The sequence below is a fragment of the Nocardia concava NBRC 100430 genome (assembly GCF_000308815.1).
In the GTDB taxonomy this organism is placed as follows: domain Bacteria; phylum Actinomycetota; class Actinomycetes; order Mycobacteriales; family Mycobacteriaceae; genus Nocardia; species Nocardia concava.
In genome coordinates, this window is record NZ_BAFX01000086.1 from 70324 (window position 1) to 93637 (window position 23314).

General features: G+C 67.6%; 20 protein-coding genes. 7 read left to right on the forward strand and 13 right to left on the reverse strand.

The features are described 5' to 3' along the window. Positions 1–17: 17 nt before the first annotated feature. Positions 18–1616, reverse strand: a complete 1599-nt coding sequence (locus ON43_RS20120) for an ABC-F family ATP-binding cassette domain-containing protein (RefSeq protein WP_040809668.1) — start codon at positions 1614–1616, stop codon at positions 18–20. Positions 1617–1864: 248 nt separating this feature from the next. Continuing rightward, positions 1865–3073, reverse strand: a complete 1209-nt coding sequence (locus ON43_RS43815; RefSeq protein ID WP_083913554.1) for an RNA-guided endonuclease InsQ/TnpB family protein — start codon at positions 3071–3073, stop codon at positions 1865–1867. A gap of 23 nt (positions 3074–3096) precedes the next feature. Here ON43_RS43815 and tnpA point away from each other — a divergent pair, with 23 nt between their 5' ends. Next, the gene (gene tnpA, locus ON43_RS20125) at positions 3097–3516 is read left to right on the forward strand and encodes an IS200/IS605 family transposase (protein ID WP_040809669.1); all 420 of its coding nucleotides are present in this window, start codon (positions 3097–3099) and stop codon (positions 3514–3516) included. Here tnpA and ON43_RS20130 read toward each other — a convergent pair. From ON43_RS20130 to ON43_RS20140, 3 genes are all read right to left on the reverse strand, one after another. After that, positions 3513–4745, reverse strand: coding sequence for an MFS transporter (locus ON43_RS20130; protein WP_051178749.1), 1233 nt, complete (start codon positions 4743–4745; stop codon positions 3513–3515). The genes tnpA and ON43_RS20130 overlap by 4 nt on opposite strands. A gap of 65 nt (positions 4746–4810) precedes the next feature. Then, a complete protein-coding gene (locus tag ON43_RS20135) occupies positions 4811–5290 on the reverse strand; it encodes an RrF2 family transcriptional regulator (protein ID WP_040809769.1) in 480 nt (159 codons plus the stop codon). A gap of 63 nt (positions 5291–5353) precedes the next feature. After that, positions 5354–7333, reverse strand: a complete 1980-nt coding sequence (locus ON43_RS20140; protein ID WP_051178751.1) for a peptidoglycan DD-metalloendopeptidase family protein — start codon at positions 7331–7333, stop codon at positions 5354–5356. A 135-nt stretch (positions 7334–7468) separates the two neighbouring features. Here ON43_RS20140 and ON43_RS20145 point away from each other — a divergent pair, with 135 nt between their 5' ends. Beyond that, the gene (locus tag ON43_RS20145) at positions 7469–7756 is read left to right on the forward strand and encodes a hypothetical protein (RefSeq protein ID WP_051178753.1); all 288 of its coding nucleotides are present in this window, start codon (positions 7469–7471) and stop codon (positions 7754–7756) included. Positions 7757–7773: 17 nt separating this feature from the next. Here the strand turns inward: ON43_RS20145 and ON43_RS20150 are convergent, their stop codons facing one another. Next, the gene (locus ON43_RS20150; protein WP_051178754.1) at positions 7774–8964 is read right to left on the reverse strand and encodes a PucR family transcriptional regulator; all 1191 of its coding nucleotides are present in this window, start codon (positions 8962–8964) and stop codon (positions 7774–7776) included. A 195-nt stretch (positions 8965–9159) separates the two neighbouring features. Between ON43_RS20150 and ON43_RS20155 the strand changes: the two genes are divergently transcribed. Continuing rightward, positions 9160–10566: a lipase family protein gene (locus tag ON43_RS20155; protein ID WP_063712580.1), complete on the forward strand. Its 1407-nt coding sequence runs from the start codon at positions 9160–9162 to the stop codon at positions 10564–10566. A gap of 31 nt (positions 10567–10597) precedes the next feature. On the opposite strand, the gene ON43_RS20160 is transcribed toward ON43_RS20155, so the two are convergent. The 6 genes from ON43_RS20160 to ON43_RS20185 all read right to left on the reverse strand — a co-directional run bounded on the left by ON43_RS20160 (position 10598) and on the right by ON43_RS20185 (position 18098). Then, the gene (locus tag ON43_RS20160; RefSeq protein WP_040809671.1) at positions 10598–11170 is read right to left on the reverse strand and encodes an adenine phosphoribosyltransferase; all 573 of its coding nucleotides are present in this window, start codon (positions 11168–11170) and stop codon (positions 10598–10600) included. 40 nt (positions 11171–11210) lie between these two features. Continuing rightward, entirely contained in the window at positions 11211–12938 is a 1728-nt protein-coding gene (locus tag ON43_RS20165) for an ABC transporter substrate-binding protein (protein WP_051178756.1), read from the reverse strand. A gap of 19 nt (positions 12939–12957) precedes the next feature. After that, on the reverse strand, positions 12958–14187 hold the full coding sequence (gene secF / locus ON43_RS20170) for a protein translocase subunit SecF (protein ID WP_040809776.1): 1230 nt from the start codon (positions 14185–14187) through the stop codon (positions 12958–12960). Positions 14188–14189: 2 nt separating this feature from the next. Further along, positions 14190–15887, reverse strand: coding sequence for a protein translocase subunit SecD (gene secD / locus ON43_RS20175; RefSeq protein WP_040809673.1), 1698 nt, complete (start codon positions 15885–15887; stop codon positions 14190–14192). A gap of 122 nt (positions 15888–16009) precedes the next feature. After that, the gene (yajC, locus tag ON43_RS20180) at positions 16010–16387 is read right to left on the reverse strand and encodes a preprotein translocase subunit YajC (protein ID WP_040809675.1); all 378 of its coding nucleotides are present in this window, start codon (positions 16385–16387) and stop codon (positions 16010–16012) included. A 217-nt stretch (positions 16388–16604) separates the two neighbouring features. Further along, entirely contained in the window at positions 16605–18098 is a 1494-nt protein-coding gene (locus ON43_RS20185; protein ID WP_040809677.1) for a flavin-containing monooxygenase, read from the reverse strand. Positions 18099–18154: 56 nt separating this feature from the next. On the opposite strand from ON43_RS20185, the gene ON43_RS20190 reads away from it, so the two are divergent. The 4 genes from ON43_RS20190 to ON43_RS20205 all read left to right on the forward strand — a co-directional run bounded on the left by ON43_RS20190 (position 18155) and on the right by ON43_RS20205 (position 21841). Next, positions 18155–18844, forward strand: a complete 690-nt coding sequence (locus ON43_RS20190) for a TetR/AcrR family transcriptional regulator (RefSeq protein WP_083913557.1) — start codon at positions 18155–18157, stop codon at positions 18842–18844. Positions 18845–18926: 82 nt separating this feature from the next. After that, positions 18927–19487: a DivIVA domain-containing protein gene (locus ON43_RS20195; RefSeq protein ID WP_040809679.1), complete on the forward strand. Its 561-nt coding sequence runs from the start codon at positions 18927–18929 to the stop codon at positions 19485–19487. A gap of 83 nt (positions 19488–19570) precedes the next feature. Further along, positions 19571–20977 carry a phenylacetate--CoA ligase family protein gene (locus ON43_RS20200; protein WP_051178758.1) on the forward strand — a complete coding sequence of 469 codons (1407 nt, stop codon included), beginning with the start codon at positions 19571–19573 and terminating at the stop codon, positions 20975–20977. A 105-nt stretch (positions 20978–21082) separates the two neighbouring features. Then, the gene (locus ON43_RS20205) at positions 21083–21841 is read left to right on the forward strand and encodes a hypothetical protein (protein ID WP_157514117.1); all 759 of its coding nucleotides are present in this window, start codon (positions 21083–21085) and stop codon (positions 21839–21841) included. Here ON43_RS20205 and ON43_RS20210 read toward each other — a convergent pair. Next, positions 21810–23309, reverse strand: a complete 1500-nt coding sequence (locus ON43_RS20210; RefSeq protein WP_083913558.1) for an amidase — start codon at positions 23307–23309, stop codon at positions 21810–21812. The two genes, ON43_RS20205 and ON43_RS20210, sit on opposite strands and share 32 nt — an antisense overlap. Between the last annotated feature and the right edge of the window lie 5 nt (positions 23310–23314).

Genomic DNA, 23314 nt, shown 5'->3' on the forward strand with positions numbered 1-23314 from the left:
AACTGTACCCGGTCAGCTCACTGTTCACCGGCAGACTCCACCAGCCCGTCGCGGGTCAGCTCCAGCCGCCGCGTGACCCCGATTTCGGTGAGGAAGCGCGGATCGTGGCTGACCACGATGAGCGCGCCCTCGAAGCCGGCCAGCGCCTCGGTGAGATGGGCGAGGCTGGGCAGGTCGAGGTTGTTGGTCGGCTCGTCGAGCAGCAGCAGCTTCGGGGCGGGCTCGGCCAGCAGCAGCATGGCCAGGGCCGCCCGCAACCGCTCACCGCCGGAGAGGGCTCCGGCGAGGACGTCGGCGTCGGTGCCGCGGAAGAGGAAGCGGGCCAGTTGCGCCCGGATCTTCTCCGGTACGGCGTGGGGCGCGGTGGCCGCCACGTTCTCGAATACCGATTTCTCCTCGTCGAAGATGTCCAGGCGCTGCGGCAGCATGCGCCAGGGCACCTTCGGAGCCGCGTGCCGGATGCTGTGCAGCAGCGTGGTTTTGCCGATGCCGTTGCGTCCGGTGAGCGCGATGCGTTCGGGGCCGTTGACCTTCAAGGTCACCGTCGGCCCGCACGCCAGCCGCACCTCGGTCAGCTCGAGCACGTCCTGCCCGGGGTAGACCCGGGTATCGGGCAGGTCGACCCGGATCTCCCGGTCGTCGCGCAGCCGCTCCTGCATCTCGCTGAGATGATCCCTGGCCTCCTCGACCTTGCCGATGTGGTTGTTGCGCAGCTTGCCCGCCGACACCTGGGCCTGGCGCTTGCGCTCGGCCATGATGATCTTGGGTTCGCGTTTCTGATCCCACATCTTCTGCCCGTACCGCTGGCGGCGGTCGAGCTTGATGCGCGCCTCCACGAGTTCCCGCGACTGCTTGCGCATATCACTGCGGGCATCGCGGACCGCCGCGCGGGCGGCCACCTGCTCGGCCTCGATGATCCGCTCGTATTCGGTGAAATTGCCGCCGAAGGAACGGATCTCGCCTTGCCGCAGCTCGGCGATGGTGTCGACGCGATCGAGTAGTTCCCGGTCGTGGCTGACGGTCAGCACGGTGCCGGGGAACTGGCCGATGACCTCGTAGAGCCGCTCGCGCGCCACCTGATCGAGGTTGTTGGTCGGTTCGTCCAGCAGCAGGACGTCGGGTTCGCGCAGCAGCTCGGCCACCAGGCCCAGCAGCACGGTCTCGCCACCGGACAGGGTGTCCAGGCGTCGATCCAACTGCGCGACATCCCCTGCGACGTAATGCAATCCGAGCCGCCCGAGCAGCGCCACCGCGCGTTCCTCGATATCCCAGGCATTGCCCACGACGTCGAAGTCGGCCTCGGTGCCGGACCCGGATTCGATGCGGTGCAACGCCTCTCGAATCCCGTCCAGCCCGAGCACCTCGTCGACCCGCTGCCCGGTGGCCAGCCCGAGGTCCTGCCGCATGTACCCGAGCTGCCCCGGCACGCTCACCGAGCCGCGCTGTGCGCGCAATTCCCCGGTGACCAGCCGGAACAGCGTGGATTTTCCGGCGCCATTGCTCCCGACCAGGCCGATATGACCGGGTCCGAGTTGAGCGTCGAGACCGTCGAACACCGGCGTGCCATCAGGCCAGGTGAAGGTCAGATCGGAAATAGAAATAACAGGCATAGACATGCGGGCCTCCGGAGGATGAGCGAATGCGGCGCGCGATTGCGGGCCACTCGGCGATCAACCTCAACGGATCAACTGCATGTCTCCGATCAGACGGCAATAAGACCTGACTACGGTAACGGACACCAAGATGGCAGTGCAAGAAGCAATTCGGTGACGCGGCTCTCAGCGGGGTCCAACCTCGACCCCGCCCTCTCTCCGTTGATCTTCTGAGTTGAGTCCTCCGTCGCCTGACAGCGCGGATTTCCGGCTCATGCTGCCCGAACGCTCTGCGAGCGTCCTGGTCTTCCGCAATCAACACCAGCAGGGGTGAAACCAGCCCTGTTGAGCATCACGTCGTGTGCGGAGTTCTTGTCCCTCGGGGATTCGTGTCCGCATGCCTCGCATCGGTAGGTGCGCTCGGACAGCGGCAGGCGATGCTTGGTTCTCGCTTCGCACTTACTGCAGTCCATCGTCGTGTATTTAGGGTCCACCAGCACTACCTGACGCTGATGCTTACGGCCCATCACGATCAGTGCTGCCTTCGCCGCGCCGACGGCGGCGTCAGCGGCCTTGCGGGCCATCGAAATCTTGGCGAGGAACCGGGGACGGAAGTCCTCGACCGCGATCTGATCGAAGTCTTGCACAATGCGTTTCGCCCATTTCCGAGCATCGTCCTGCCGTTGTCGTGCGACTTTCCTGTGCAGTCGCGCGACACGCTGTTTGGCAGCCTTGTACCCGCGCGAGCCGGGCTTACCTTTCGCCGGACGTCTCCGCGCCATCATCCGTTGATAGCGAGCGAGCTTCGCGGCCGCGTTCCTGCCATGTTGCGCGTGAGGCAGATCGTGCGCGTCACTAGTGGTAGTCGCAGTCTCGGCCACACCCCAATCAATCCCGATAGCACGCCCAGTCGGAGGCAGTGGCTCGGACGGAGCCGCGACAACGAACGAGACGTACCAGTGCCCCAACGGGTCTCGGTAAATTCGTGCGCTCGACGGTGCCGTCGGCAGTTCTCGCGACCACACCACGCTCAGCTCAATTCCGTTGGCCAGCAACAGCTTGCCGTCCACGATGCGAAAGCCACGCAGGGTGTAGTTCAAGCTCGGATCGGCCCGGTCCTTCTTCTTGAACCGTGGCATCCCTGAGCGTCGGCGCATCGGCAGCCGAGATTTGATGTCCTTCAATGCTTTCGCACGCGATTTAGAGAAGTCACGGATGATCTGTTGCTGCGGCACCGATGCGCCCGCGCTGAGCCACTCATGCTCACCCCGCCAACCTGTTAGCTTCTTGTCCAATTGCGCTGGGCCACAACTCTCCCCAGCCTGACGCGCGGCCCTGGATTCGGCAACGCATCGGTTCCATACCCACCGGCAACGGTCCCATTCTGCAAGCAGGGCCACTTCAGCGGTCCTGGAGACACGCAGACGGAACGTAAGACGGGCGTACCCACCTTCCGATGATGCCGCTGAATTCCTCCCCACACCGTGATCGTATCATTTGGTTTGTGGGTTCAGAGTCGAATCATCGCGCAGGTAGAGATGTAGTTTTCGCCATGCATGTGCATTTGGTTTTCGTCACTAAGTACCGGCCTCCTGTCTTTGCTGCCGCACATCTGCAGCGCATGGAAGGGATCATGCGGCAGGTGTGCGAGGACTTCGAGTGCGAGCTAGCCGAGTTCAACGGGGACACCAACCATGTCCACATGTTGGTCAACTTTCCACCGAAAGTCGCAGTATCCAGGCTGGTCAACTCCCTCAAGGGGGTATCGAGCCGGTTGCTACGCAAGGAATTCGAAGACCTGCATTTCGCCTACTGGAACGGCGTTCGATTGTGGTCGGGGTCCTACTTCGCTGGATCGGTAGGCGGTGCTCCACTGACGACACTCCACCAGTACATCGAGAAGCACACACGTGCCGATTTCTAGGCGCTCGTCTGGCTGGTCAGGCCCTCGCGCGCCTTGCGGGCCGTAAGTCGCAGGTATGCCAGGGCCGCCACGGCAAGAGCGGCGGCCACACCATACATAGCGGGAACGCCGTGGCCGATGGTGAGGCCGCCGAGCAGGGTGCCCGCGCCGATGCCGAAGTAGATGCAGGAGGCGTTGAGGGCGACGACCAGGCCGGATTCCTGCGGGGCGGCGGCAATGAGGCGGTGCTGCTGGGCGGGGGTTTGGCACCAGCTGGCCGCGCCCCAGGCCAGGGCCAGGAGGCCGACCAGCACGGGGGCTCGCACGTCGGCCGCGGCCAGTGCACCCATGAGCGCGAGGGAGGCGGCCATGAGGGCGTAGCCGATGGTGAGGACGCGGGGTGCGCCCCAGCGGTCGGTGATGTAGCCGGAGGACAGGTTTCCGGCGACCGCGCCCGCGCCGTAGAGCATGAGCACCCAGGCGGTGGAGGTGGCACCGATTCCCAAGGCGCCCAAGGCCGGAACGGCGTAGGCGTAGACGGTGTAGGCCGCGGCCATGCCGAGGAGGGTCAGTGGGAGGACGGTCGCGACGGAACGGTTGCGGAGGACCGAAAGACGTTTCGCCAGTGGGACATACGGGTTTCCAGGGAGCGTGGGCACCCAGGCCGCGACACCGGCGGCGGCCACGAGGCAGACGAGTGCGACGCCGGTCAGGGCCGCACGCCAGCCGAGCCATTGGCCCAGGACGTCGCCGAGGGGCACGCCCAGCGCGGTCGCGATGGTCAATCCGCCGACGACCACCGACAGTGCGCGGGCCCGGGCCTCGGGGCGGACGAGCGCCGCGGCCACCGCGCCCGCGTTCGGGGTGAAGGCCGCCGCGCCGACGGCCGCCACGATGCGGGTGGCCAGCAGCGTCCAGAAGGTCGGGGACAGCGCCGAACCCAGGTTGCCCAGTGCGAGCACCAGCAGGGCCGACACCAGCAGGGTTCGGCGCGGCAGCCGGGCGGTCAGCGTCGCCAGCACCGGCGATCCGAGTGCGTAGGCCGCGGCGAACACCGTCACCGCCAGCCCCGCCGTCGCGGTCGAAACATGCAGGGACCCGGCCAGATCCGGCAGGAATCCGGCGAGGATGAACGAATCGGTGCCGACGGCGAAGGTGCCCAGCGCCAGAATCAGCGTGCGCCGCAGGCCATTCGACTCGGCGGGCGCCTCGGTCGCCGTCGACCGGGTAATAACCGGGATATTTGCCATCCCGAATCTCCTTCCGAAAAACCCGGCCGGAGGCCGGGTCGATTTTCAGCGAACCGCGCTGTCGCTCAGCCGGTCGCGTGTTCGTAGAAGCTGCGCGTGGACTTCGACGCGTTGTCATGGGCTCCGCCCATCAGGTCGGCGATGGTCTGGCTCGACAGTTCCTGTCGCCAGGCCAGTTCGGCGCGCCCCATGGCCTGTGCGATGCCGCACGGTTTACCGAACTCCGACTTCGCGCGGGCCGCGCCCGCGCCCCGGCGGCGAATCTCGGTGCACCGGAACGCATCCGTGCGTCCCTCGACGGCGGCCACGACATCCATGAGCGTGATGCGCTCGGGTGCGCGCGCGAGCCGGTATCCCCCGCGCGCACCGGGGGTGGATTCGAGGATCCCCTCCCGGACCAGCGGCTGTAGCCGCTTCTTCAGGTATTCCGGCGGCAGCTCGAAGATCTCGGCAAGCCGGGCGGTGGCAATGGGCGCGTGGTCGTCGAGCCAGGCCAGGGCCACGCAGCAGTGCAATCCCCACTCGACGCCTTCACCGATCACCATGATCCGGGACATTACATGTCCCGGATATACTTGCCAACCCCCATTGCGAGGGCCGAATCCGATTCAGCTGCCGATGCGGCGGGCCTTCATACCGTTGGACAGCGGGACCTCGGTGACCTTGCCGCCGGATTCGGCGTGCAGCATGCGGCCGCTGCCGGTGTAGATGCCGACGTCGGAGGGTCCGCGCGGACCGAACGAGCCGAACACGAGATCACCCGGCTTGGCTTGCAGGAGCTGGACTTCCACGCCCTGCTCCCACTGCTGCTCCGCGGTGCGCGGCAGGCTGATGGTGCTGCCGCTGCCGGCGAAGACCGCGGCCGCGGTGAAGCCCGCCTGGTCGAAGCCGCCGTTACTGGGTCCGCCGGGCCCGCCGCCGCCGAAAACGTATGGCGTGCCGAGCCATTGCTGTCCGGCCGCGACGATCTGCGGCCCCAGGTCCGCGTTCGGGTCGGCCTGGAAGCGGCCTTCGCTGCCGAGGCTGCGGAAGCCGGGCTCGGCGGCCAGGATGCGCGCCACGTACGGGCGGGTCTCGGTGTAGTGGCGGGGGATCTGGTTGGGCATGCCGCCGGAGGAGAGCACCGCGCCCTCGCCGGCGTTGTAGGCGGCGATGGTGAGCGCGGTCAGGTCGCCGGAGACCTTGCCCTCGTTCATCCAGCCCTCGATGGTCTTGGCGATGGAACACATATAGCGGCCTTGACCGATGATGGCGTCGGCGGGTTCCAGCGAGCTGGCCACCCCGTCCCCGTCCGCGTCGATGACATACGGCTGTCCGTCGGGGGCCAGGGCTTTGGCGGTACCGGGCATGAACTGCGCGATGCCCTGCGCACCGTCCGGCGATACCGCATCCGAGCGGAATCCGGATTCGGCCTGGGCCTGGGCGGCCAGCAGCGAGGCGCTGATCTCCGGGCACAGCGAGCCGGCGCGGCGGTACCAGATCTCGAGTTCGGCGGGCACCTTGCCGGAGGCGAGATTGCCGCCGGCGGTGCCGAATCCGTTCTCGCAGTAGGGCGTGCTGGGCGCGGGGATGGTGCCGCCCGCCAGCCACGGCATGGGGTCGACCTGATGCCCACCCGTCAACCGTCCGCCCGGTACGAGTTCGAAATGCAGGTGGGCGCCGGAGGATTCGCCATTGCTGCCGACATCGGCGATGTGCTGGCCCATCTGCACGATGTCACCCGTGTGCACGAAGAAGCCGTTGTCGTACATGTGGCCGTATACGGTCGAGTACCGGCGGCCGCTCTCGTCGAGGGAGTCGATGACGACCCAGTCGCCGAAGCCGGAGGCCGCGCCCGCCGCCACCACCAGCCCGTCGGCGGCCGCGTAGATGGGGGTGCCCGCGGGGGCGGCCATGTCCACGCCCAGGTGGGTGCCGCCGCGTGCGCCGAACACGTCGCTGATCGTGAACGATCCTGCGGCCAGCGGGTATTGGTGCCGTCCGGCCCCGATCAGGCTGCCCGCCTCGTTGACGGTGCCGGGCATGGCCGCCATCGAGGCGTTGGCGGGTGCGAGCTCGGTGGAGGTGGCGGCCGCGTCCTTGATGGTGACCTGCACCCGGTCCAGGTGGTTGCGCGCCAGGTCGCCGCGGTCTTCCAGGGGCTTCCAGGCGGCGCCGCCCGCCGCGCCGGGAGTCCAGCTGCGCTGCTTCCAGATCAGGTAGTCGATGCGGAAGGCGCCGGCGTTCTCCTGGAGGAAGGAGACGATGGCGTCGCCCTTGCCCGAGTCGGTGCCGACCACGAATTCGACGGCGCGCCCGGCCTTCAGGTCCGGGGCGGAGGCGTCGTCGGTGACGCCGCGCATGTCCATCATCCCGAAGTGCGCCACGGTGCAGCGCAACACGCGCAACGCGCCCTCCTGCAGCCCGGTCTCGGCGGGCGATCCGGTGGCCGGGCAGTTGGGTTCGGTGCGCGCCGAGGGGGCGGCGGCGACGCTGGGCGCGCCGGGGCCGCAAGAGGTCTCGGTGGCGGGCAGGATGATGACCAGCACCAGTGCCATGAGGCCGATGATCAGGCCGATCGCCCCACCGACGATGTGTTTGGGCTTCACGCCCGAGCGCTCCCGGCCGCCGCGGTCATCACCCGGACATCATGCCATGGCCGACACGCGGTTTCACGGACCTGTACACGCCGATTCGATGGGCTCGGCCGTTTTCGATGGGCACACAGCGGGCATCCCTCCCCTATGCCGTACGTTGCCCGCAACGAAGTCCACGCCGCTCGCATCATCAGCGGCGTCGGCGCGCTGTTCGCCCTCATCGAGGGTTTGTACATCCTGATGCTGATCCTCAACGCGGATCAGTCGAACAAGTTCTTCATCTTCATCAAAGGACTGGCGGAACCACTGGCTTTGTTCTTCCCCGGGCTCTTCCACACAAACAGCCCGAACTTCGACATCATCCTGAATTACGGTCTGGCCGCGATCTTCTGGCTGGTCGTCACCGGCTTCGTGGCCCGGGTCGTTGCCCGATAGAGTCCGCCCACCACCGATCAGAGCTCGGCGGCGGCCAGGTCGAACGCGGTGAGGGCCGCGGCGAAGAGAGGGGTGTGTTCGGAGCGGCCGGGATCGTAGCCGGTGAGGGCGGCGATGCGGTTCAGGCGGTAGTTGAGCGTATTGCGATGGACCACCAGGGACTCGGCGGCCGCGACCCGATTGTGGTCGTGGGCCAGGTAGGCGCGCAGGGCGTCCATGAGGTGCTGGTGGTCGGTCAGGGGTGCCAGCAGGCCGAGCAGCCAGGTGCGGGCGGGGCCGGGGCGGGCGAACTGATATTGCAGGGCGAGGTCGGCCATGCGGTAGACACCGGTCGGGCGGCCCAGTCCCAGTGCGAGGCGGGCGATCTCACCCGCCTCCTCGGCACGTGACGGGACCTCGGAAACCAGTGCCGCGGTAGCGGTTCCGGCTATCACACGGACACCCGCGGCCGAGGCGATCCGTGCCACCGCGGCATCGAGCCGGGCGACCGGTTCGCTCACCGGCAGCAGTACCCAGCCCCCGGCCCGATCCAGCACGGTCAGCGCGTGTGGTGAGAGCGCGTCGATCTCGCCGTGGATCACCCGCATGGCCGGGCGTACTCCGTCGACGGTGGCGGCCGCGTCGGCGGTGCGCAGCGCCACCACGTGGTAGCCGCCGAGCACGATCCCGAACCGCTCGGCCAGCAGTTCGGCGGGCTTGCCCTGCAAGAGGGCTTGCGCCAGCGCGCGTTTGGCCTCCCGCTGCTCCCATCGCAGGTCCTGCCGCTCATTCAGATACGACCCCGCGACCCCGGGAATCACGATGCCCAGATAGCGCAGCAGCTGCGGCACCGCACGCAGCAGTTCATCGCGTTGCTCGCCCGTATTCGCTTGGGCCGCCAGGTAATTCCACGCCGCGAGCGCACCCTGGTGATACACCGACAGCACGGCGTCGAGGGGGATGCCCTCGCGGGCACGACGCACCGCGACGTCGATCATGCCGTCCAGATCGCCCGCCTGCGGCTCGCGCCCCTCCCCCAGCAGCCGCACGAACAGCCGCAGGTTGTCCTCCGCCCGATGGATCAGGTCCCGCTCGATCATGTCGCGCGGCAGCCGCTCGTAGTCCGGGACGCTGCGCACCACCGCGGCCACCATCTCCCGGGCCGCCTCGGGCAGATGGGCCGCCAGGAATTCGGTGACGGGCGCGGGATCCTCCGCTGCGGTACTCACAGCCACATTGTGACCCCGACCGAATCCGTTCGCACGGCACATGATTCCAACAGGGCTGATAGCCGCGACCACATCGGTGATTCCTGTCATTCGAACAAACCCGGCCACCGAACCCTGAGTTCGCGCACAGTGACCACGGCCTGCCTCGTCTGAGACGGTTTAGCCCACAATGTCGTGGCGGAGAAGAGGGATCCGATGACCGGTCAGGGATGGGTAGGGCGCAGGCCGATGGTCGTGGCGGGCATGGCCGCCGCACTGCTGATTTCGGTGGCGCAGGCCACCGCGCTCGCGGAACCGGCCCGCGATATCGCGGTGGAACCACCGCCCGCCGTGACCCTGCCGCCGGAGGTCGACGACTTCTATCAGCCCCCGGCCGGGCAGGTGGCGGCCGCGCAGCCGGGTGAGATCCTGCGGGCGCGGCGGATCAATCCGGCGTACTTCGGGCTGGTGCAGTTGAACATCGACGCCTGGCAGCTGTCGTATCGCACCACCAACAGCTTCGGGGAGGCCATTTCGACGGTCACCACCGTGCTGGTGCCGCGCGGCCCCGCACCCGAGGGCGGGCGGAAGCTGTTGTCATATCAGATCGCCGAGGACAGCGCCGCCCAGTACTGTGCGCCGTCCTATGTGATCCAATCCGGCTCGCTCCCTCTGGATTACGTGAATGCCGCCGAGACGATGATTCCCATCGCGGCGGGGGTCGGCCAGGGCTGGACGGTGGCGCTCCCCGACTACGAGGGACCGCATTCCTCCTACGGCACTTCGAAACTCAATGCCCAGGCCACTCTCGACGGCATTCGGGCCGCCGAGAGCTTCTCCCCCGCACAGCTTTCCGGTGCGGGCACCCCGACGGCTCTGTGGGGCTATTCCGGCGGCACCGTGCCGTCGTCGTTCGCGGCGGAGATCGCGAAAGACTATGCGCCCGAACTGAATATCGTCGGCGTGGCAGCGGGCGGCATCGCCGCCGCGGATTACCCGACGGCATTGCGGCACAACAACCGGGGCCTGTACACCGGCCTGGTCATGGGTGTCTTCGCCGGGATCGCCGGTGAGTATCCGGAGGTCCGCGACATGCTCCGCGACGGTGTGGTGGATCCGGTGAGCAAGCTGCTGCTCGCCTCCAAACAGCTGCTGTGCCACCCGATGGGCACCGCGCTCGTCCCGTTCTACGACTACTTGGGCGCCTTCGGATTCCAGGGCGATCCGTTGCAACATCCCGCAGTACAACGCTTTCTGGCCGAGAACTCCCTCGGCCAGCACACGCCGTCCATGCCGGTATACATCTATCACGCCCAATACGACGAGATCCTGCCCAACGCGGGCGTCGACCGCCTGGTGGACAAGTACTGCGCGGAGGGCGCGCCCAGCGTCGTCTACGACCGGGAACTGCTGGCCGAGCACATCTCCGGAGTCGCCGGACAGCTGCCGGGCGCGTTCCACTGGCTGCGCGATCGCCTCAACGGCGTAAGCGCCCCCGACGGCTGCACGATCAGCGATCCGACCTTCGTGATGGCCGAACCGCGGTTCTGGCAGACCCTCGGGGAGATCCTGCCCACCGCCGTGCAGGCGCTGTTCGGTCAGGCCATCGGCGCGGGCAGGTAGCTCACGTGTATTCGGCCGGCGAGCAAAGTGTTCAGAGCTTGACGATCGAGGTCACCGGGTAATCGCCCTGGCGCTCACGGCCGTTGAGGAAACCGAGCTCGAGCACCACCGCGGCCGCGACCACCTCGGCCCCGGCGGCGATGAAGAGCTCGGCCGCCGCGGCCAGGGTGCCACCGGTGGCGAGCACATCGTCGAGCAGCAGCACCTTGCGGCCGCGCAGGTCGATGCCGTCGGCGGGGATCTCCAGTGCGGCCGAACCGTATTCGAGGGTGTACTCGCGGCTGTGCACCGGCGGCGGCAGCTTGCCCGCCTTGCGGACGGCGATCACGCCGGTGCCGAGCACCGCCGCGACACCCGCGCCGAGCAGGAAGCCGCGAGCGTCGACACCGGCCACCAGGTCGGCGTCGGGGGCGCAGGCGGCGAAGCAGTCCAGCACCGAGCGGAAGCCCTCGGAGTCCGCGAACACCGGGGTGAGATCGGCGAATCGCACACCGGGCGTGGGGAAGTCGTCGTGCCAGCGGGTCAGCCGCTGCACCGCCTCACCGGCCTTGGCCGCTCGTTCTCCCGCCACTTCCGCCGTCTCCAACATCTCGTGCTTGCTCATCTACACCCACACTCCTCATCCACCACGCCCATCAGGGCGTTCACCGTTTCAGCACCCAGCGATCCATGTTCCAGCCCGCGCCCGCCCGGGTGGGGCTGGCGATTCCGTTCTCCATGCCGTCCCCGAACGCGACGGTGCGAGGTCCGGCGAACAGCGGAATCGAGGGCATCTCGCTCCAGAGCAGGTTCTCCTGCTCGGTCAGCAGGTTCAGCACGACGCCCGAGTTGTCCTCGGCGGCAAGCTGATCCGCGATGGCATCGTAGCGGCCATTGCCGAAGCGGCCGAAATTCAGGCCCGCGCCGGTGCGCAGCGACGCGATGGCGTCGGTCGCGGTCAGGGTGCCGGAGGGTCCCGGCATGCCCGCGGTGCCGCCCAGGACGGCGTCCACTTTGCCCTCGGTGAGCTGCGACGCGGTGAAATCCGGTGCGCCCGCGTCGATCACCGTGATGCCCGCGGGCTTGCAGGCGGCGGCGATGGCGGCGACCGTGGCCGCGCGCCGCTCATCGGGCTTCACATAGCCGATGCGCACGGTCTGGTTGGCCAGCGGGCCCGCGGCGGCCGGCGACGCGTCGCCACCGCCCTTGTACTTGTCGCCCGCGCCCGCGATCGACGGGTAGTAGATCGAATCCTGTTGCACGGTCCGCGAATTCAGCAATCCGGCGCCGAGCCCGAGCTTGACGTCGTAGTCGGGATGCCCGAACTTGTCGAACAGCGCCTGGCGCGGCACGCACGACGCGAACGCCCGGCGCGCGCCGGGCGAATCGAAGACGCCGCCGGTGGCCAGCACCAGCTGCTCGACGCCGCGGCCGGGCAGGTTCTGCTTGTGGAACCCGCCCAGGCCGACCTCGCCCAGCGAGCCCGCGCCCACGTCGAGCACGCCGACGGAGTTGTCGGCCACCTTCGACTTCAGATCGGAATGCCGGTCCCACACCACGATTCGCGGCGTGCGGGGCTGATTGCCCCACCACTTCTCGTTCTTCACCAGCACCAGACCGTCCTTGTCGCCGAAGGAGTCGATCCGGTACGGGCCCGAGGAGGGCAGCACCGTCAGGTCCAGCTTGCCGGGGGTGAGCTTCCAGCCGTTGTTCCAGAAGTCGGCCATTCGCTCGAGCGTGGGCTGATCACCGGTCTGCACCGGGGTCACCACGTTCGGGATCTTCACCTGGGTGGCGATCACGTGCGCGGGCATCATCTCGGCGGCGTTGAACAGCGTCTTCCACGCCGAATAGTGCTTGCCCGGACGGAACACCACGGTGGCGTCCTTGGATCCGGGCTGGCAGTCGACCCGCTCGATATCGCGGTAGCCGTCGGTGCCCGCGGCGTCGAACATCGGAATCGGCCCGCCCGGACCGGCCTTGGTGAACCGTCCGCTGCGCGCCGCCCAGGTCAGCACCAGATCGTCACACGAGGTGGTGATGCCGTCGGAGTAGGTGCCCTCCGGATTGAGCCGGTACTGGATGGTCTGCGTCTCGCCCGGCACCTCTTTCGCGGTGCCGGTGTCGGTGTCGGCCACCGGCTGCCCGTCGGGGCCGGTGTAGAAGAACCCGGTCAGCACCCGCGAGAACACCGCGGCCGCACCGCTGTTCGCGCCGAGGGTGCTGGAGCCGTTGTAGCTGGCGATGACCGCGTCCACGCCGTACCCGATGGAGGGCACCTGGTTCTTGGAGGAACATCCGGCCAGCGCGCCGGCGGCGAGGGCTCCCGCCACCAGCGCGACAGCGGTCCGGCGCACTGCCGGGTGATTGCGAACTACCTTGTCCTGCTTCACCGTCGCGAACCCCCGCCCGTCAGTGCCGTCGATTCTGTCGTTTCCCGGTCGGCCGGGCGCCGGGCCGCGGCGCTCCCGTGTTCTGACGGCGCGGCCCGCTGTCGCGCACGGTGGCAACCGCATCCGACCCCCGCGTGGCCGCGCCCGCGCGCGACGCCGCGGCGGAACCGACGCGCTCCTTGCCCGCGCCCGAGCGCCGGGCCAGCACCTTCTTGGTGTGCGCGGCCACCGGGCCCCACTTCTCCTTGATCGACACCAGGATCGGCACCGCGAAGAAGATCGACGAGTAGCCACCCACGATCATGCCGACCAGCTGCACCAGCGCCAGGTCCTTGAGGGTGCCGACACCCAGCAGCCACACCGCGATCACCAGCATGCCGATGATCGGCAGGATGCCGATGACGGTGGTGTTGATCGAGCGCATCAGGGTCTGGTTGGCCGCCAGGTTCGCCTTCTCCGCGTAGGTGTGCTTGTTCAGGTGCAGCACGCCGCGCGTGTTCTCCTCCACCTTGTCGAACACGACCACGTTGTCGTAGAGGACGTAACCCAGAATCGTGAGCAGACCGATGACCGCCGCCGGCGTCACCTCGAAGCCGACCAGCGAGTAGATGCCCGCGGTCACGACGAGGTTGAAGAACAGCGAGCCGATGGCCGCGATCGACATATCGCGTTCGAAGCGGATCGCGATGTAGATCATGGTCAGCACCACGAACACCACCAGCGCCAGCAACGCCTTGTGAGTGACCTGGCTACCCCAGGTCTCACTGATCTGCGCGACGCTGATGGCATTGCGGCTGGGCTGGCCGCTCGAATCCTTCGGGTGGAAGGCCTCGAACAGCGCGTTCTGCAGCTTGTCGGCCTGCTCGGCGGACAGCGAATCCGAGCGGACCTGGATGGTGGCCGAGGAACCCGAGCCCACCTTCTGGGTGGTCACCGGATCGTGGCCGAGGGTGGCCCGGTAGATGTCGTCCACCTTCGAGGTGGTGACATCGGCGGCGGCGGGCAGCTGGATGCGGGAGCCACCGGCGAAGTCGATGCCCAGGGTGAAACCCTTGATACCCATGCTCAACGCGGCGATCGCGATGAGCGCCGCCGCGATGGCGTAGTACACCTTGCGCTTGCCGACGATCTCGAAACCGCCGGTGCCGGTGTACAGCCGCTCGAACAGGCTGTGCTTCTTGCCCGAAACCGCGGCCTCGTAATCGAGTTCGCTCTCGGAATCCACCGCGGTGGGAGAGGACTTCGCCATGATCACGCCTCCTTCACCAGGACACCGGCCGCGGCCTTGCGTTCCTGTGCAAGCTCTGCAATAGCGCCCAGACCGTTCACCGACGGCTTCGCCCAGAACGGCGAGCGCGAAACCAGCATCATCAGCGGCGCGGTCACCAGGTACAGCACGATGACGTCGAGCACGGTGGTCAGACCGAGGGTGAAGGCGAAGCCCTTCACCTGACCGGCGGCCAGCACGTAGAGCACCGCGGAGGCGATGAGCGACACCGTCTTACCCGAGAGGTTGGTGCGCTGGGCGCGCTGCCAGCCGCGCGGGACGGCCGAGCGGAAACTGCGGCCCTCGCGCATCTGGTCCTTGATGCGTTCGAAGAAGACCACGAAGGAGTCGGCCGTCATACCGATACCGATGATCAGACCCGCGATACCGGCCAGGTCGAGGGTGAAGTTGATCCACCTGCCCAGCAACACGATCAGCGCGTACACCGCCACACCGGCCGCGAGCAGCGAGAATCCGGCCAGGAAGCCCAGCATGCGGTAGTAGAGCAGGCAGTAGAGCAGCACCGCCGCCAGGCCGATCGCGCCGGCGATCAGACCCGCGCGCAGCGAGGACAGGCCCAGGGTGGCCGACACCGTCTCGGCCTCGGAAGTGGCGAACGACAGCGGCAGCGAACCGTACTTCAGCGAGTTCGCGAGTTCCTTGGCGCTGGTGCCGTTGAAGTTGCCGGAGATCTGGGTGCTGCCGCCGAACTGGCCGCCGGACTCGACCCGCGGGGCGCTGACCACCTTGGTGTCCAGGGCGAAGGCCAGCTGCTTGCCGACGTACTGGTTGGTCAGGTTGCCCCAGGCATCCGAACCACTCGACTTGAACTCGACATTCACGACCCAGCGGCCCTGGCGGGTGTCCAGGGTGCCCTGCGCGTCCTTGATCTCCTGGCCGTCCAGCTTGGACTTGTCCAGCAGGTAGACCTCGGTGCCGTCGGTGTTGCAGGTGACCAGCGGCAGGTTCGGATCGTCATTGCCCTGCAACGGATCCGGCTTGCTGCAGTCCATGGTCGCCATGGCCTGCAACTGCGCGCTCTGATCGGTGCTCTGCCGCAACGCCTTCGCGGCCGCGATCTCGGCCTGGGCCTGCTGCTGAGGCGATCCGCCCGGAGCAGGGGCCGGAGTCGGCGACGGGGACGTCGGAGCCTGCGCCGGGAACACCCGGTTCTGCGGCGCCGGGGCCTCACTGGTCGGCGCCTCGGTGGTCGGCGTCGGCGTGGGCGTCGCGGTGTCGGTGGCGGGCGGGGTGGTGGGCTGGCCGGCCGCGGGCTGCTGCGGGGCCTGCTTGCCGACCTGCGGCGCGGTCACGTTCAACACCGGGCGCACGTACAGCTTGGCGGTGGTCGCCAGCGACTTCGCCTGCGCGCCATCGTCACCCGGGACCGTGATCACCAGGTTGTCGCCGTCGATGACGACCTCCGACCCGGCGACGCCGAGACCGTTGACGCGCTTCTCGATAATGCTCTGTGCCTGCTTGAGGCTGTCCTGGCTCGGCTTCCCGCCGTCGGGAGTGCGCGGCGTCAGGGTGACGCGGGTTCCGCCCTGCAGATCGATGCCGAGCTTCGGGGTGTGGTGCTTGTCGCCGGTGAGGAAGATCAGGCCGAACAACAAAGCCACCAGCGCGGCGTAGACGCCGAGCAGGCGCAGTGGATGCGCCGTTCCCTGAGAAGGTGGCACGTTACTTATCTCCTAGGCGGGGTCGGTGGTGGAACGGGTGTGGGTACACACCGCAGCGCCATCGGCCGCCGGATGCTCTTCGTTCATGACAGCGAGCGGGCGGCCGATGGCGCTGGGAGTGATCAGTCCTTGGTCAGCTTCGGCGCGTCATCGGCGGCGTCGACATGATTGTCGGAACCCGCCTCGGCGGTCTCGGCGGTCACGGCCGAGGTCTCCTCGGTGGCGTCGCCCTCGGTCTGCACGTCGTCGTCGTTGCGCACCTCGCGGATCGACTGCCGCAGCCAGGTGGTGACGATCTCCTCGGCGATCTCGAGATCGACGGTGGTGTCATCGAGTTCGACCACGGTGCCGAAGAGCCCCGACGTGGTGACGACGCGGTCACCGACCTTCAGGTCGTTCTGCATATCGGTCACCTTGGCCATCTCGCGCTTCTGGCGGCGGACGCCCAGGAACATCGGGATGAGCAGAGCAACCAGCAGCAGCGGCAGCAGAAGGTCCATCGTCGAAGTCAGCCCCTAGTCAATGGTCGGATGGGTGCAGTTCCCACACAGTCTGCCAGTACACCCTGAGAGACGGCGCGCCGACCTGTAATCGAATGCCCTGGGTTTCGCGCAGGGCTGATTCATTTGAATATTCCGGTCGATGTTCCCCGCCGGGCTCGTTCAATCAGCCGGGCTGCGCGGTCGGCCGCCGACCATGCCGACCGCGCAGTCCCACTCAGGCGGACTGGACTCCGTAGGAGTAGTCGTCGAGCGGGAAGTTGGCCGCCTCGCGATGGGCGTTCAGGGTGCTGGTCGGGCGCAGCAGCGCGGCCTCGCCGTGCTGGTTGAAGTAGTAGCTGCGCGCGGTCGCGCACTGGCCGCCGTAGAACACCGACGCGCCGAGCTTCTCGGTGACGCGGTCGAGGAATTCGGCATTGGCCTCCTCGGTCACCTCGAAGACCCGCTCGCCGCGGCGGAACATCTCACCGAACAGGCGCGCCATGTGCTTCATCTGCGCCTCGATGGTGGTGAAGTAGGACAGGCCGCTGTAGGAGTAGGGGCTGTTGAGGCTGACGAAGTTGGGGAACTTCGGCACGGTGATGCCCTCGTAGGCCTGGAAGCGGTTGTCGCGCCAGAACTTTCCGAGATTGCGGCCGTCGCGGCCGATGATCTCGATGGCCGGGAAGTTGACGTCCCACAGGTTGAAGCCGGTGGCCAGGATCAGGGTGTCGATCTCGGTCTTGTGGCCGTCGGCGGTGACGATGCCGTCGGGTTCGATGTGGTCGATGGAGTTGGTCTCCAGGCGGACGTGGTCCTCGTTGAACGTCTTGAAGTAGAGGTTCGAGAAGGTGGGGCGCTTGCAGCCGAAGTCGTAGTCCGGGGTCAGCTTCTTGCGAGTCTCCTTGTCGCGCACCGACGCTCGCAGGTGCGCCTTGGCGAGAATGCCCGCGGCCTTGTTCAGCGGCTTGGCCTGCTTGAAATGCAGCACGCCGACGACCATGAGCGCCTCCAGCATGGAGGTGTTGACCAGGCGGGCGGCCTTCTGCGTCAAGGGGACTCGCGCGAACAGGTTCTGCACGGCGGGCGGGATCGGCGCGTCGACCTTCGGCACCACCCAGATCGGGGTGCGCTGGAAGACCGTGAGCGCCTGCGCCTTCTTGGCGACCTCCGGGATCAGCTGCACGGCGGTGGCACCGGTGCCGATGATGGCGGCCTTCTTACCGGTGAGGTCGAAGTCGTCCTCCCACGCCGTGGTGTGGATGATCTTGCCCGCGAAGGTGTCGATGCCCGGGAACGGCGGGGTGTAGGGCTGCGACAGGAAGCCGGTGGCGGCCATCAGATAGCGCGCGGTGAGCGATTCGCCGTTCTCGATGGCGACGACCCAGTGCTGGTGTTCCTCATCCCAGCGCGCGCCCCCGACGACGGTGTCGAAGCGCATGCGCCGGCGCAGGTCGTACTTGTCGGCGACGTGCTCGGCGTACTTCTTCAGCTCCGAACCCGGCGCGAACAGCCGCGACCAGTACGGGTTGGGCTCGAAGGAATAGGAGTAGGTGACCGAGGCGATGTCCACCGCCAGGCCCGGATAGTGGTTCACATGCCAGGTGCCGCCCAGGTCGTCCTCACGCTCGAGGATGACGAAATTGCTCAGGCCGAGCCGATCCAGCTCGATGCCCGCGCCCATCCCGCCGAAACCGGCACCGACCACGATGGCGTCGTACTGAGGTGCCACGCCGAACCTCCTGCAGAGAGAGTCTTCAACAACTGAAGTGATGCACATGTCACGGAATGACATCTCATTCCGTTTGTGATCACCGTATCATCGGGCCTGTGACGAAGCCATCCTCGAGAATCGAACGGCGCCCATCTTCGAGAATCGAACAGCGCAAGGCCGAACTCCGGCAGGAGATCATCGACACCGCGTTCGCGTGTTTCGCCGAGAAGGGCTATCACGCCACCGGGATCGCCGATATCGCCGGTGAGCTGGGCATCGGGCACGGGACGTTCTACCGGTACTTCGAGAACAAGCGCGACATCATCGACCACGTCATCGACGATCTGGCCGCGCGCATCATCGAATCGCTGGGCACCGACAATGCGCCGGACGCGGCCGACAGCCTGGAGGAGTACCGGGCACAGGTGGACCGGATCGGTGACGCGCTGAACCGGATCTTCCTCGAGGATCAGCGGGTGGCGCAGATGCTGCTGTTCCAGGCCACCGGGATCGACACCGAGCTGACCATGCGGTTGTACGGGCTGCTGGACACCGCGGACTCGCTGACGGCCGGGTACCTCGAGCACGGGGTCGAACGGGGTTATCTGCGTGCGGATCTCGACACCGTGAACACCGCGCGGGCGGTGACGGGCATGCTTCTGGCCGCGATCCTGCACGGGATTCGCAACCCCGACGCGCAGGCGGTCGACGATCTCAGCCATGCCATCCGGCATCTGCTCATCGACGGAGTCCGCAAGCATTAGATACAGACCCGTTTGTCCGATGCGGCCGGATCCGCAAGGGGCGGAAGTAATTCGGACATGAGCCCATTGGCACAATGACGCGGTGACCCCCGACGACGTCCGCCGCACCCGCTTCGGCCAAGCGCCGTCCGGGCATCACGGATACCACCCCGAGCAGGTGGACGCCTTCCGCGCGCGCATCGCCGACACCATGCTCGGCCGCGACCATCTCACCATCGCCGACATCCGCCTGGTGGAATTCGACGCTCCCCCGCCGGGCCGCCGCGGCTACGACATCGAGCAGGTCGACGACTTCCTCGATCACTTATGCGTCGAACTGGAATACCTACGCAGGGGCCGTGGCCGACTCCCGGCGGGCCGCACCCACGAACCCCTCACCCACGACGACGTCCTGCGCATCCAATTCTCCGCACCCCCTTACGGTCTTCCCGGATACCTGGCCGCCGAGGTCGGCGCCTTCCTCGACCGCCTCGCCGCCACCCTGGCCCATCACGGCCCGAACGGGCTGACCGCCAAGGACATCCAGGACACCACCTTCCATCTGGCCCCCGAAGGGGTCGCGGCCTATCACCGCGAAGAGGTCGACGCCTTCCTCGACCTGGTGGTCCATCAGCTCGAACGTTCCGAGGTGACCCCGCACTAGCTGCGGACGGGTCCCGGATCGCCTTTACTGAATCCGGGGGCAGAAGTACCACCGCCGGGGGCGGACGCACGTGAGGAGTGGCCATGGCGCTGACACCCGAGGAAGCGGTCGTCGGGCTGTTCGAGCGGACGGCGACGACGGTGCCCGCGTATCGGAAGTTCCTGGGCGAGCACGGTATCGATGCGGCGGCGATCGTCTCGTTCGCGGATTTCACCAAGCTGCCGCTGATGGACAAACCCGGATATCTGCGCCGGTATCCGCTGCCGGAGTTGTGCCGGGACGGGCGGATCGGGGATGTGATCGCCATGTCGTCGGGGTCCACCGGGGAACCGACACCGTGGCCGCGGTCGATGGCGGACGAGCGGCGTACGGCGGCGCGGTTCGAGCAGATCTTCCGGGACGCCTTCCGCGCCGAGGAGCGGAGGACGCTGGCGGTGGTGTGTTTCGCGCTCGGGACGTGGGTGGGCGGGCTGTTCACCCTCGGGTGTGTGCGGGAGCTCGCCACGCGCGGGTATCCGGTGACAGCCGTCGCCCCCGGCAACGACAAGACCGAGATTCTGCGGGTGATCCGCACGCTCGCACCGCATTTCGATCAGGTGGTGCTGCTGGGATATCCGCCGTTCCTCAAGGACGTGATCGACACCGGCCGCGCCGAGGAGGTGCCGTGGGCGGACTACGCCATCAAACTCGTCACCGCCGGTGAGGTTTTCAGCGAGGAGTGGCGAACGCTGGTCGCACAGCGGGCCGGAGACATCGACCCGGGCACCGACATCGCCTCGCTGTACGGCACGGCCGATGGCGGGGTGCTGGCCAATGAGACGCCGCTGTCGGTGGAGATCCGGCGGATGCTGGCGGGCCGTCCCGAGGTGGCGCAGGCGCTTTTCGGCGAATCCAGGCTGCCGACCCTGGCCCAGTACGATCCCTATCATCGCTTCTTCGAGACCGTCGACGGTACGCTCGTGGTCTCCGGTGACAGCGGAGTTCCCTTGATCCGCTACCACATCGCCGATGAGGGCGGCCTCATCGGCTACCCGCGCATGCTGGAGTTTCTTGCCGCCCACGACCTCCGGCCCTCGGTACCCGGATTCGAGCAGCCGTTCGTATTCGTGTTCGGCCGCAGCCATTTCACGGTGTCCTGCTACGGCGCCAACGTGTATCCGGAGAACATCACCGTCGGATTGGAACAGCCCGGCATCAGCGACCACATCACGGGCAAGTTCGTGCTCGAGGTCGTGGAGACCGCCGACCGGAACCGCACCCTGCGGGTGACCGTCGAACTCGCACCCGCGGCCACGCCTCCTGTGGATCTCGACGACCGGATCGCGGAGTCGGTGCGCACCGAATTGCGGCGGCTCAACAGCGAATTCGCGCACTATGTGCCGTTGGAGCGCCAGCGGCCCCGAATAGTGCTGCTTCCGCACGGCGATCCAAGCTATTTCCCGCTCGGCGTCAAACACCGCTATACGCGACCGAACGGCCCCGCCGCATAAGGCCCCGCCCTGCCGTACGGAGGAGAGCAAGCTCCATCGGACGTCCGGCGGGTGGGGACCTTGTGCCCTGATTCCGGGGCGGTCTCCGAGAACAGACTGGTCGTCATGCGTAGACGATTCGAATTGCTCTTCAACATGTCGTATCTGGCGATCATCTGGGGACTGGTGATCGCCATGCGCCGCAATCGCGACCGGGTTCCGGTGGAGCAGAAGCAGACCGCCGCGCGGTTCGAGGAGGCGTTCACCCTGCTGGCGACCGGCGACACCGCGCATCTGGCGCTGCGTGCGGTCGCGATGTCGCGCGGCGAGGACCGCGGCACGCTGACCTGGCGCGGGCGGCGCGCGAGTCTGATCGGGCTCGGCGAGATGGCCACCTCCATCACGATCACCATGTTCTACGTGCTGTCGCTGGACGCGTGGCGGCTGCGTTTCCAGCGTTCGTGGGACGGCTTCACCAAGGCGCTGCTGGGTTTGTCGTTCGTGCGGTTGATCCTGCTGGCCACGCCGTTCAACAACTGGGACCGCGCCGAGACCCCCGCCGGATACGGTGTGGACCGCAATGTTCCGCTGCTGGCGGTGGGGGCGAGCGAGATCTATCTCATGCGCCGCGGGGCCGAGCGCACCGGTGACCGCACGTTCGGCTTCCTGTCCAATGCCATGGCCGCCTCCTTCGCCTGCTATCTGCCGGTTGTCCTGTGGGCCCGGCGCATCCCGCAGCTGGGGCTGCTGATGATTCCCAAGACCCTCGCCTACCTGGCGATGGCCGCGCGGGTCTATCGCGACTTCTACCGGGGCACAACGGATTCGGCGCCCCTCGCGGACAAGGCCGACGTCACCGCGACACCGGTGCCGGCGCGGAGCTGAGCGCCCGCACCGGTGGTCGCCGATGTGCCCAGGGCGCGACGCGTTCGATGGCGGCGGCCAGGCGGAGGACCGTTTCGTCGGCCAGGTGGCGGCCGATGATCTGCAGGCCCACCGGGAGTCCGGTGTCGGTCCAGCCCGCCGGGATGCTGGCGGCGGGCTGGCCGGTCAGGTTGGCCGGGTAGTTGAAGCCGATCCAGGTGGAGTCGGAGACGGGGGTGCCGTCGATGTGGTCGGGGCCGTGGAGGTCTACGGCGAAGGCCGGGACGGCGGTGGTGGGGGTGATGAGGACGTCGTGGTCGCGCATGAGGCGGGCCATAGCGTTGACCAGGGTCTTGCGGGTGATGTTGGCGTCGGTGAAATGCTGTGCGGTCCAAGGCTGTCGCAGCCAGGCGACCAGGTGCGGGGACATGCGCTCGGCGTGCGCGTCGGCCATGGCACGCATGCCGGTCAGGTCGGTTTCGGCCATGATGAGCGCGGAGAAGGCGTCGGCCGGGTCCGGCCAGCCGGGGTCGACCGTTTCGATGTGGCAGCCCAGTTGCTTGCCCACGACCTCGCGCACCGCCCGTTCCACCACGCCGCGGACCTGTGGGTCGACGGGCAGGTAGCCGAGATCGAGGCTGAGGCCGACACGGAGCCCGGCGACGGTTTCGGGTCGCTCGGTGCCGTCGCGGGCGGCCCCGATCCAGTCCACGTCCGTGCAGGGAATGGAGTGCCGATCGCGGGGATCGGGTCCGGCGAGCACGGACAGCAGCAGGGCCGCGTCGGCGACGGTGCGGGTGATCGGGCCGATGTGTTCGATGCTCTCCCAACCGGATACGCCCGGCAGGCGCTCATCGCGGCAGCCGGGATACACCGGCACCCGGCCCATGGAGGGTTTGACCCCCACCAGCCCGCACAGGGCCGCGGGTGCGCGCACCGAGCAGCCGCCGTCGCTGCCCAGCGCCACCGGGCCGAGTCCGGCCGCGACCGCGGCGGCCGAGCCCGCGCTGGAGCCGCCGGGGCTCAGCGCGAGGTCCCACGGATTGCGGGTCGCGGGGAACAACGGGTTGAGACCGGTTGCGCTGTAGCCGAATTCGGAGGCGTTGGTCTTGCCCAGGCAGATCGCGCCCGCCGCGAGTGCGCGTTCGACGACGATGTCGTCCTCGTCGGGGATGTGATCGCGGTAGACCCACGATCCGGACGTGGTGCGGATCCCCTTGGTCGACAACAGGTCCTTGATCCCCAGGGGTACGCCGCCGAGCGGCCCGGGGTCGATGCCGCGCGCCAGGTCGTCGGCGAGGCGGCGAGCCTGCCGCCGGGCGAGATCGGGGGTGGGCGTGCAGAACGCGTGCAGCTGCGGATCCAGCTCCTGCATGCGATCCAGCACGGCGTCGGTGATCTCGACCGGTGACAGCTCCCCGGAGCGGACGCGCGCGGTGAGCTCGGTGGCGGACAGGAAGCAGAGTTCCTCTCGCTCAGCGGAATTCACCGTGC